General features: G+C 50.8%; 8 protein-coding genes. 5 read left to right on the plus strand and 3 right to left on the minus strand.

Going from position 1 to position 10,271, the window contains the following annotated elements; translation table 11 throughout:
• Nucleotides 1-12: 12 nt before the first annotated feature.
• Nucleotides 13-1,950 carry a phosphate ABC transporter permease subunit PstC gene (gene pstC / locus HW115_RS20125; RefSeq protein WP_319609414.1) on the minus strand — a complete coding sequence of 646 codons (1,938 nt, stop codon included), beginning with the start codon at nt 1,948-1,950 and terminating at the stop codon, nt 13-15.
• Nucleotides 1,951-2,191: 241 nt separating this feature from the next.
• Between pstC and HW115_RS17510 the strand changes: the two genes are divergently transcribed.
• Complete coding sequence (locus HW115_RS17510) at nt 2,192-3,205, plus strand: M42 family metallopeptidase (RefSeq protein ID WP_227021630.1); 1,014 nt, start codon at nt 2,192-2,194, stop codon at nt 3,203-3,205.
• Between the two features lie 105 nt (nt 3,206-3,310).
• Nucleotides 3,311-3,829, plus strand: a complete 519-nt coding sequence (locus HW115_RS17515) for a GNAT family N-acetyltransferase (protein ID WP_178934460.1) — start codon at nt 3,311-3,313, stop codon at nt 3,827-3,829.
• Between the two features lie 108 nt (nt 3,830-3,937).
• On the opposite strand, the gene HW115_RS17520 is transcribed toward HW115_RS17515, so the two are convergent.
• Entirely contained in the window at nt 3,938-4,762 is an 825-nt protein-coding gene (locus tag HW115_RS17520) for a phosphate ABC transporter substrate-binding protein (protein WP_227021631.1), read from the minus strand.
• Nucleotides 4,763-5,014: 252 nt separating this feature from the next.
• Between HW115_RS17520 and HW115_RS17525 the strand changes: the two genes are divergently transcribed.
• Nucleotides 5,015-5,698 (plus strand): response regulator transcription factor, encoded by a 684-nt coding sequence (locus HW115_RS17525; protein WP_178934462.1) that lies wholly within the window; start codon nt 5,015-5,017, stop codon nt 5,696-5,698.
• A 30-nt stretch (nt 5,699-5,728) separates the two neighbouring features.
• Nucleotides 5,729-6,934, plus strand: coding sequence for an ATP-binding protein (locus HW115_RS17530; RefSeq protein WP_178934464.1), 1,206 nt, complete (start codon nt 5,729-5,731; stop codon nt 6,932-6,934).
• On the opposite strand, the gene HW115_RS17535 is transcribed toward HW115_RS17530, so the two are convergent.
• Nucleotides 6,931-7,329 carry an NINE protein gene (locus HW115_RS17535; protein ID WP_178934466.1) on the minus strand — a complete coding sequence of 133 codons (399 nt, stop codon included), beginning with the start codon at nt 7,327-7,329 and terminating at the stop codon, nt 6,931-6,933. The two genes, HW115_RS17530 and HW115_RS17535, sit on opposite strands and share 4 nt — an antisense overlap.
• 237 nt (nt 7,330-7,566) lie before the next feature.
• Between HW115_RS17535 and HW115_RS17540 the strand changes: the two genes are divergently transcribed.
• The gene (locus HW115_RS17540) at nt 7,567-9,909 is read left to right on the plus strand and encodes a serine/threonine-protein kinase (protein WP_178934468.1); all 2,343 of its coding nucleotides are present in this window, start codon (nt 7,567-7,569) and stop codon (nt 9,907-9,909) included.
• Nucleotides 9,910-10,271 lie beyond the last annotated feature (362 nt).

The following is a 10,271-nucleotide window of genomic DNA, read 5'->3' on the forward strand; positions in this document are numbered from 1 at the left end:
TAAAGGGAGGCGCTATTTTGTGCTCTTTTTCAGCACACGCTGGCAGTAGCTGTTCACGCTGAGTGAGATCAGAAAAAGAATGAGCCCGACCATGAACAGTGCCATGTAATGCAGGGAGCCAGTTTCCACCTCTCCGCACTCCTGGGCGATAATGCTCGTCATGGTGTGAACCGGCTGGGTGACCACCCCAAGGCCCGAGGAAAATTCGGGAATGGCGGCTTTGTTTCCTGCGACAAGTAGGACGACCATGGTTTCGCCGATGACCCGGCCAAACCCGAGTAATACAGCGGCAATGATACCGGAAACCGCTGAGGGGAGGACCACTTTTAAGGCTGTTTGCAGCCGCGTGGCGCCCATGGCGAGGGAGGCTTCCGAATAGGCCCGGGGAACGTTGTTCAGAGCGTCTTCAGCAAGGGTGAAGATCGTTGGCGCTGCCATGAACGCGAGTAGCAGTGCGGCGAGCAAAACGTTGAGTCGCTCTTGAATGGGGAAGCCCGGAATCCAGGAGAGTAGGGGGTGGGCACTGGCATCCTTGAGAAGCCCCGCTAGGACGAGAACCCCGAAGAGTCCAAGCACGACCGATGGGATAGCCTGGACAAATTCAATGGCCGGCTTGAGGAGGGCGGCTTCACGGTGGTGACTGAACTGATTGACGTAGATGGCCGCACCAAGGGCCACGGGCACAGCGAAAAGCAAGGAGACCCCCGCAATGAGAAGGGAGCCGGTCAAGAGAGGAAGAATACCGTAGACATCTTGCCACGAACTGTTGGTTTGCCACTCGGTGCCAAAGAAAAAGGCTTTGACCGCTGTGGTGGTGCCAATGGGCTCGTCGTGTTTCCACTCAGCGAGTTTTTCTTTGTTTTTTTCGAGGATGTTCTGAAATGCGGGGATGAGTTCTTTTAATTCACTAGCAAGTGATTTGGCCTCGTTGGAGCTGAGTGTTGTGGGGATGAGCTTTTTGCTCTCGAGTAAGTCGGAGACCATTTTGTCCACGATGTCATGGTGTTCGGAGATGGAGGCGTAGAAGACCGTGGCTCGTTCGTCGATATCGACATGGTTGTTCAGGCCATTTTCAAGTTGTTTGGCTGTTTCGAGCTTCTCTTCGCGCTCTTTCGGGTCGTTGATTTTGGATGCTCCTTCTCGGAGGGCCGCGATACGTTTGGGAATTTCACGTTGGCGCTTCAGAAGGTCGGAGGTTTCCTTTGCCTTATCAGCTAACTTGCGCTCGAGTTCTCCGATGGCATTTCCCGCCGATCTCATTTCTGCCAGTGCCTGGGTAAAGGATCCCATGCCGTCACGGATGGCGTTTTGAAGCTGGTCGATTTCATCGGGCGTTTCGGCTTCCGTTAGTGCGTAGGTGGTTGCCAGTGCGATGGCCTGCTCAATGCTTTCCTGAGGGGCCGTTTTGATTTCGAGTGGCGAAAGGGTTAGGGCGATTTCATCATCGGAAAGATTCAGACAGTGTTGGCGAACGGCGTCACGGAGTTGTTGTTTTTCTTTTTCTTTTTTACTCGCATCCTCAATTTCGGCGAGACCGTAGATTTGTTCTTCGAGATGATCGTCAACGACGCCTTCAAATCGGTTGTAGAGGAGAATGACCGCTTCCTCTTTACTGTAACGGGCGCGCTTTTCTGCGATGTAAGCGATATCCATTTTCCGCAACAGTGCGGTGTGACCGGCGACCTCTTGTTTGAGAAGGTTTACAAATTCGATACCAGACTGCCGATCTTCACGAAGCTCTACCTTATAGCCAGGGAAGAACCCGATGGCCGCTCTCAGTAGGAAGAGGCAGATGAACAGGAGGAAGACAATGGCGAGATAAGCATTGCCTCCAAAGAACCCTTTGACGCTACCGTCAGCTGTCATTTTTAAACCGAGCAGTCGCACGCCACGTTTGCCCGAAAAGATGCGGGATGGGTTGGGTTTTTCAGATGAACTGGTTGTTGGCACGGCGGGAAGCTGCCACGCCTTCTATTCCATACGAAGGAGGAGATTGTGTCACATTCGTCACATTGGTTTTTTCGTGTGCCCTGACGGATTGTGTCGGATTTGTCACATGCTCCGGAGAACTCTGAATGCTTGGCTTTTTGAGCCTCTCTTGGCCAATCATCGGGTGGAGGCCGATTTTTTGACGGATTGCTATTTCTGAGCTTGGCACTTGAGCCGATCGCTGTCATGAGCCCTTTGAAACATGATGAAAGATTTGGATTACAGCTCCTTGGAGCAATTGGTTGCGATTGATTCACCCTCAGGATTCACCGAGAAGGCCTGTCAGTTTATTGTCGATCACTTACAGCAATACGGCTTGGAAGCTGAATTGACTACCAAGGGGGCTGTGCGCTGTGCTTTGGGGGATGCTCCCAAGCTTGCGATTGCGGCTCATGTCGATACGTTGGGGGCGATTGTTTCCGGGGTGAATGCTGACGGTTCACTGAAATTTTCCCCCATCGGAGGGCTTTCTCTGACTGGAGCGGAAGGTGAGTATGTCAGAATCCATACCTTGGATGGTTGTGTTTTTACCGGAACGATACTGTTGAATGACCCCTCAGCCCATACCAATAAAAAGCGTGAGAGTTCCGAGCGAAGTCTGGAGACGATGCATATCCGACTGGATGAAGAGGTTTCCTCTGAGAAGGAGGTCAAGGACCTGGGTGTTGAGACCGGTGATATCGTTTGTTTATATCCAAACTATGAAGAACTTGAGAGCGGTTACATCAAATCCCGATTTCTGGACAATAAAGCCGGGTGTTATGTGTTATTTGAGTTAGCTCGTATTTTTAAAGATGCCAATATCCCGGTGGAGTTGTTTTTCTCCAACTATGAAGAGGTTGGGCACGGTGGAACGTGTGGGTATTCCGAAGGCGTTGAGGAATTACTTGTGATCGATATGGGCGTTCTTGGTGATGCCTGTGCAGGTGAGGAGACGGCATGTTCGATCTGTGTTAAGGATTCGACCGGCCCATATGATTACGCCATGCGCAAGCGGCTCGTTGAGTTGGCTAAAGATGCCGGGCTTGCGTATCATCAGGATGTGTACCCCTATTATGGTTCGGACGGTTCTGCGGCCCGTGCTGCAGGGAATGATTTTAGAGTGGCTTTGATTGGCCCCGGGGTGGCGTCATCCCATAGTACCGAGCGTACACATAAAAAGGGAATTGCTGCTACTGTGGCACTTTGTGAAGCCTATATTCGGGATAATTGTTAGCTTTTTTGCTTGGCCTCTTCGTTGCCAGGATGATCTCTGGCAGATTGTTGGAACCGATCCTTAAATCAGGCTCGTATTTTTATGGTGATTGCTCATGTTGACGACATGAAAGAGCATGTGAATATTGAGTTTGCTTCGGAGGCTCGAGCCGATTCTTTTTGGTCTGCTCTTGATGAGGTTGCGAGGGAAGAAAAGTATTTAATCTTCATCAAAGGTCCGAATCGGACGGGGACGAGAGATTTTGTCAGGGAGATCATCCAAAAAGGATGGTCGCAGTATTACGCGGTTTCCGATGATCGTGTTGTTGGCTGGTGTGATATCACTCGCTATGAGCGGGCAGGTCTTGGTCACGTCGGTCATTTGGGGATGGGGGTGATTCAGGAGTTTCGTGGGAAAGGGATAGGTAGGAAGCTATTGCAGGTGACGCTTGATGATGCCTTTGCTAAAGGGGTAGAGCGTGTCGAGTTGGAAGTTTTTTCTTCTAACGCTAGAGCCCGTGCATTGTACCTGGACATGGGATTTGAATGGGAAGGTTGTAAAAAGCGGGGGCGTTGTCACGACGGCGAATACGAAGACATTGTGATCATGGGCTTGTTGCGCGATGCATGGACGTCCGGGCTGTAGATGCTCCCTCATTTTTCAGCGCAAGCATAGGACGCCTCTTTGCAGAAAAAAACGCCACCCCGGATGGCTCCGGGACGGCGTTTGTTTTTGTGGGCGAGCCCTCAAGCCTTACTTGGCTGCGGAGGTTGGGATGAATCCAACTGTTCCGACGACCTCGGCAGCTTTGTCACTTGATGTGGCCCAATCCAGAAATTTGGCTGATTCACCGGCAGGTTCGCCGATGGTGTAGTAGAAGAGCTTACGGGCAAGTGGATACTTAGCCACTTTGCTCGGGCTTGCAGCGACGTTGTCGACCTTAACCGCGCGGTAGCTCTCACCCTTGGAGTAGGCGAGTCCAACGTAGCCGATGCCGAGTGGGTTTTTGGAAACCTCGGTGGCAATTTGCTGGTTGCCTTCCATTTTCTGGCAGTGGGTGGCGTAATCGCGCTTGGACATGCCGAGTTTTTGGAAGCTCTTGTAGGTTCCGGATGAGGTGTTGCGTGTATAGACCGAGATCTTGCCGCTTTTGCCTCCGACCTGACTCCAGTCCGTGATGTCACCAGTGAAAATACCTTCGATTTGTTTGAGGGTCAGCTTGCGGACTGGGTTCTTATCGTTGACGATGACGGCGATCATGTCCCATGCGGCAACATGCTCAACGAGTTTTTTTCCAGCGGCGTTGAACTTGTCGGTTTCAGAATCTTTGACCTTGCGGCTGGACATTCCAATGTCTGCCGATCCGGCAAGAAGGTTGCTGAACGCGTGTGAAGAACCCTGCGCTTGAATTTCGATGTCCACCTTGTTGCCCGCTTGGACATATGCCTCTTTGAGCTGGGGAACGAGCTTGGCACCGAGGGTGTCAGAACCTTTGATCACGATTTTGGAATCAGCTTGGACCGATGCCGTCATGGCGAGGGCTGCGATGGCGGCCGCTGTGGATTGGATCATTTTCATCTTCTTATTATAAGTTGTTGGGTTGTCTAGTTGTTGTGAATGCCGTCGTTTTGTCTGACGACGTGCATTATTTCGCATTTTTGTGTTCGTGAGGCAAAAAATACTAGGTTACAAAAGAGACACATTGAAAGAAGCAGCGCCATTGATGGCAAATTCGTGAATGGTGACGGCTTGTGTCTAAATTGTCACACCCTAGGGGGTGTGATAGCTTCGAAGCTGGGCTAGATAGGGATGTAACTAAAATCAAAATACATGCAGACCATTTTAATCATCGAGGATGAAGAAGATATCGCGGAACTTGTTTCGTTTAATTTACAGCGCAGCGATTTTGAGGTTGAGTTGGCTCATGACGGATTGAGGGGGCTGGCCAAAGCCAAAGAAGGTTTGCCTGATCTGATCGTTCTGGATTTGATGATGCCGGGGATGGACGGGATCGCTTTGTTCAAAGAGTTGAGGCGGGAGGCCTCCACCCGAAAAATACCAGTGATCATGCTGACCGCCAGAGGCCAAACGGAGGATAAAATCCAGGGCCTTGAGCTGGGGGCTGATGATTATATGACCAAGCCTTTCAGCCCGAAAGAGTTGGTTCTTCGGGTGAAAAACCTATTAAAGCGGTCAAGTCACACGGAAAGTGGAGCTGAGCTGGTTTGTGGTCCGTTCCGCTTTATTAAAAACTCACTGCTTTTTTATGTGGATGGTGAGCGCTGTGATTTGACAGCCACGGAGTTCAAACTGATGCTTTATCTGTGTGAACGTAAAAATGTCGCTCAAGATCGTCACGATTTGTTGAAGGATGTGATGGGATACAGCGGGGATGTGCATAGTCGGACCTTGGATACTCACATGAAACGCTTGCGCCGTAAGCTTGGCGAGCGTATGGACTGTCTTGAAACGATGCGTGGTGTAGGATATCGCGTTAAAATTGACAGCGAATAGGTAGAAGAGATACGAGCATAGGCTGATTTCATGTTAGAATTATTACTCATTGTGATCGTGCTGATCACGCTTGCTTGGGCAGCCTATCAGCATCGCCAACATCAAAACGAGCGAGAGCTTCAGGGTAAGTTAAACCAGAGGGTTCGGCGTGAGGCATTGCGGGAACGTGACGAGCTGTTGGATGCGCTTGGCGATGCGTTTTTATTGGTTGGTGAAACCAGTCAGATCATTTTTGCCAATGCCTGTGCCAAATCCTTGGTTCGAGGCCGAAAGTTGATCGGACATAGCATCATGGAAGCGTTCCTCGACGACCAGCTTTCTGTTGCCATCATGAAGTGTATTCGCACTGGGCAGCCTATGCAGGATCGTGTCGTTTTGCATTCCTCCTACACCCCTTTGGGGGCGGCTGGCGAAGATGGGATCAGTGCCTGGGAGATTGATGCGGCCCCCTTGTCTGGTTATGCTCAAGACGGCGAGGATCATGCCATCACTCGCGTTGTGATTCGGGATGTGACCGCTGAGTACAAGGCGGATCAGGTCAGGCGTGATTTTGTTGCAAACGCATCCCATGAGCTGAGGACTCCGATGTCGATTATCAACGGATACCTTGAAAATCTGTTGGATGACAATGTGCTGGATGAGCCTAAAATGGCGAGGAAGTTTTTGGAGACGATGCGCAAGCATGGGGAGCGTATTTCCAGATTGGTGGAAGATATGTTAATGATTTCCAAAATGGAGTCCGGGGATTCAATGGCCTTGAATGTCGAAGAGTTCGATTTCCGGTCTTGTGTTCAGGACGTCGTGGATCGCTTAGAGCCGATGATTGTCAAGCAATCGGCATCGGTGGTGATGGAGATCCAGCCAACGGATTTGTCCTTGTCCGGAGATCGTTTTTATTGGACGCAGGTTATTTTCAACTTGATTGAGAATGCTTTAAAGCAAAACCCGGCTCCAGGACTTCGTGTGACCGTCAAGGGATACCGTAAGGATGGTGAGCTGATTGTGTCGGTATGTGATGACGGCGTCGGCATCCCTTCTGCCGATTTACCCTATATTTTCAAACGTTTTTATCGGGTTCAAAAGCACCACTCCCAAAGCGAAATCAAAGGGACGGGCCTAGGCCTGTCGATTGTGGTGCGGGCTGTGGAAGCCCATGGCGGGGATATCTCGGCAAGCTCGGTTCCCGGGCAGATGACTTGCTTTACGGTCAGGTTGCCCGGGGCGCCCGAGCTTTAGCTTCGGTTGGCTTGGTCGACTTGAGCATTTAAGCTGAAGTAGTCGTAGATATAGCCGATTCCAAAGAGACCGGCTGTAAAGAACCAAAGAATGCCTGTTCCGATTTTTCCCAGATAAAATCGATGCGCTCCAAAGACTCCGAGGAAGGTTTGGAGAATCCATGCCGCGGTGTAATCGTAACGCCCCTTTTGATAGCGTGTGCTGGCTTGTTTGGCCAACGAGGGGATCAAAAAGAGGTCGATGATCCAGCCAATGAAAAACAGGCCGAAGGTGAAGAACCAGATAACCCCGGTTATTTGTTTGCCAAAATAAAACCGGTGGGCTCCGAGGAAACCAAAAATCCAGAGGATGTATCCGACGGCTGTGGAGTGTGTGCTTGTCTGAGTGTGGCCCATGATGGGATTGTGGCGTTGAATCCTTTTGAGGTCGATATGGAAATTTTCTGGTCTTCGTCTTGGTTCTCTCACTGACTAATCGTTCGGAAGGCCTGTTTGTTTGTTTTTTGCTGGATCTCTTAACTTTTTGAGTTTCCAAATTAAAAATCGCTGGGTAGCTTTCAATAAAGCATGAGTGAAGTGGTTCAAGACATAGCGCATTGCAGCGCCTGTGGCTGTAAAATGGATATTTCAGCTATGGACCCGTACACCAACGTGGTGTGTCCGGATTGTGGACATCACACCCGGGTGAAGTGCGAGATGGGTCACTATTTATTGACTAATCGGCACGCGGCTGGCGGAATGAGCATGGTGTTTCTTGCCCGCGATACCACTTTGGAGCGAGATGTTGCCATCAAGATCCTGAATGAGGACTACTCTCGTGATGCCAAGCGAATGGAGGAGTTTGAGCGTGAGGCAAAGATTACAGCCGCGCTCAGCCACCCGCATATCGTGCGCGTCTTTACGGTCGGGCAAAGTTTTGGCCACTACTACATTGCGATGGAGATGGTGGCGGGTGAAAATCTGGAGCAAAAGATTTCCAAGGGGGGGGCGATTAGCGAAGATGAGTTGTTGCCTATCGCACTGGAAATTATTTCCGGATTAAGGGCAGCCAAGTCTGCAGGCTTGATTCACCGGGATGTGAAGCCTGGCAACATCCTCTTTGATGAAGGTGGGCATGTCAAAATCGTTGATTTCGGATTGGCCTTGGTGACGATGGGTGGGGCGGTTAAGGCTGATGAAGTCTGGGCAACGCCATATTATGTCCCGCCTGAGGCCTTGGATGGGGAGGAGGAGGACTTTCGAAGTGATATCTACGCCCTTGGCGCGACTCTTTACCATGCTCTTTCCGGAAAGGCTCCATTGCCACATGATGTAAAGTCGACGCGCGCAGTGCGTAAAGCCAAAGAACATATTTCACCATTGGCGGAGGTGGCCCCATGGTTGAACCCTGCCACCTGTTATCTCGTTGATAAGGCGATGCAACTTCGTCCGGAAGACCGTTTTGCATCATACGCTGAAATGGAGGACGCGTGGAATGCCGCGTCCCAGGCATTGCGTGGAGGAGGGGCTGAGGAACCTATTCATAGCCAGGACAGGATCCGACGCAGGTTGAAAAGCAAGCAAGGGCTCGGCGGATTGATCGCGGCTGCCGTCGTGGCGGTTTTATTGGTCGCTGCGGCAGCCTATATGTTGATGAATCGTGGGGGCGGCGAGGATGCCGGAGGTGGGTCGGGCGCTGTGGCCGGAGTTGATGATTTGGAAGTTCTGGATCAGATGGATCAAGGCGGAGGGTTTGATCCTGAGGCTGCGGCCAGAATCAGCAAATTGTTCCGCTCAGCGCATTCCTTGCTGAAGCAGAAGAAGTTTGATGATGCTCGCAAGAAATTTGATCGTCTGGCTAAAGACGATTCTTTGCATGAGCCTCTTTCTACATGGGTCAGGTTGGAGTCCGTGATTGCGGTCTGCTTGAAAGGTGACTCGGCTGAGAAGGAACAGGCTTTGTCGCGGTTTAACCGCCATATCGAGTCACCCCAGGGTAATCCTGAATTTGTCCCAATTGCGAAAGTTCTGGGGGCTCCTCAGGTGGTGAGAGAGCCTTCTGTCGGCTCGGAGCCCATGGCCGTCGTGCATCTGATGGCGCTCGCGTTAAAGAATTGGGAACTCGGCGCTTGGCCTCAGGCAGTTGATTTATTTGAGCAAGTCGAAACGCATCCATTGCCTGTGGGGAGTCCTTTACTGGCTTATCGGGAAGTTGCGAGGTGGTATTTGTCTGATTATCGGAAACTAGCCCCACTGGCAGATGTTTCGGACCTTGCTTCTCTGGAGATGGCAGAGGCCCGGCTCCGGGAGCTCAAGAAGCAGCTGAATCAACTTGAGACCAACGGCCGGGCTCGGTTTCACGTCCGGGTCTGGCAATTGCGCACGCTGCGGCTGGTGAAGTCGATGAAGGAGCCAGTTCAAGTGGTGGATCATGATCCTGCTAGTGTCACCGGGCAGGGGGAGGATGCATACGAGTTGGTTAAGCCGAAGGTTCAAGCGTGTTTAAGTGAGTCTAAATTTGCCGAGGCTGCGGGATTGTTGCAAAAAGCAAAACCAGAGAGTGCTACCCCGGAGCTGTTGACAGCTCTTATTTACCTTTCGGATTCTTCTGCTCTTTTTCTTGGCTTGCTTGAGGAGAGGGTTCCACCCTCGGGGCTCGATCTGGAAATTCAGTCTGTGAATGACAAAACAAAGGTTTATCAGAAAATTGTGTCTGCCAAGGCCGGTGGGCTGGTGATGAAGCTTGGCGATAAGGATGAGTTTGTTCCATGGGGTGGAATCGCACCAGATAGTGTGATTTCGATTTTTCAAAACCTCTTAAAACCCAGCTTGTCGACGGCTGAAGGGCAAATGCACACGGAATTGGCGATTTGTTATGCCTGGTTGTGTGGCTTGGAGGATAAGGCTCGTCTTGCTGCCGAGAAATTGTCTGGATCCAATCGGGGGTTTTCCAAACGCTGGAAAAAAACCATGCATTCTCTGGATTTACACCAGTAGTCATTTGGATGACCTATACCCATGGGTGATTTCTGGCGTGGCGCATGCCTCCGAAGCTTTTCTAAGTTCGTGACGCCATCAACGAGATGCATCATCAATTGGAGGGTTTCTTCTTATTTTCTACAGTGATGGAAGGCCCTCTGGAGCTTTAAAACCGACACTAAACTGCATCCAGGTGGGAATTTAAGTTTTCTTAAGCACCGTTTTGAGTCCATGAGCTTTAAAAAATGATTTGGTCTTTCCCTTGTAAATCAGGGGGTTGTGAAGGGGGTGGTAAAAAAGTTGTAATTTGATGCAGAAAGATCTTGCGGAAAATGAAATTTTGAGTAGGTTCCGCCCGCCGCTCCGAAGGGAGGGCACGC

Origin of the sequence: Oceaniferula marina, from assembly GCF_013391475.1 — a bacterium.
Taxonomy (GTDB): Bacteria; Verrucomicrobiota; Verrucomicrobiia; order Verrucomicrobiales; family Akkermansiaceae; genus Oceaniferula; species Oceaniferula marina.

Coding starts and splice junctions, on each gene's coding strand:
- HW115_RS17515 (WP_178934460.1), top strand. CDS start 3,311: ATGAAAGAGCATGTGAATATTGAGTTTGCTTCGGAGGCTCGAGCCGAT.
- HW115_RS17535 (WP_178934466.1), bottom strand. CDS start 7,329: ATGGGCCACACTCAGACAAGCACACACTCCACAGCCGTCGGATACATC.
- HW115_RS17525 (WP_178934462.1), top strand. CDS start 5,015: ATGCAGACCATTTTAATCATCGAGGATGAAGAAGATATCGCGGAACTT.
- HW115_RS17530 (WP_178934464.1), top strand. CDS start 5,729: ATGTTAGAATTATTACTCATTGTGATCGTGCTGATCACGCTTGCTTGG.
- HW115_RS17520 (WP_227021631.1), bottom strand. CDS start 4,762: ATGAAAATGATCCAATCCACAGCGGCCGCCATCGCAGCCCTCGCCATG.
- HW115_RS17510 (WP_227021630.1), top strand. CDS start 2,192: ATGATGAAAGATTTGGATTACAGCTCCTTGGAGCAATTGGTTGCGATT.
- HW115_RS17540 (WP_178934468.1), top strand. CDS start 7,567: ATGGACCCGTACACCAACGTGGTGTGTCCGGATTGTGGACATCACACC.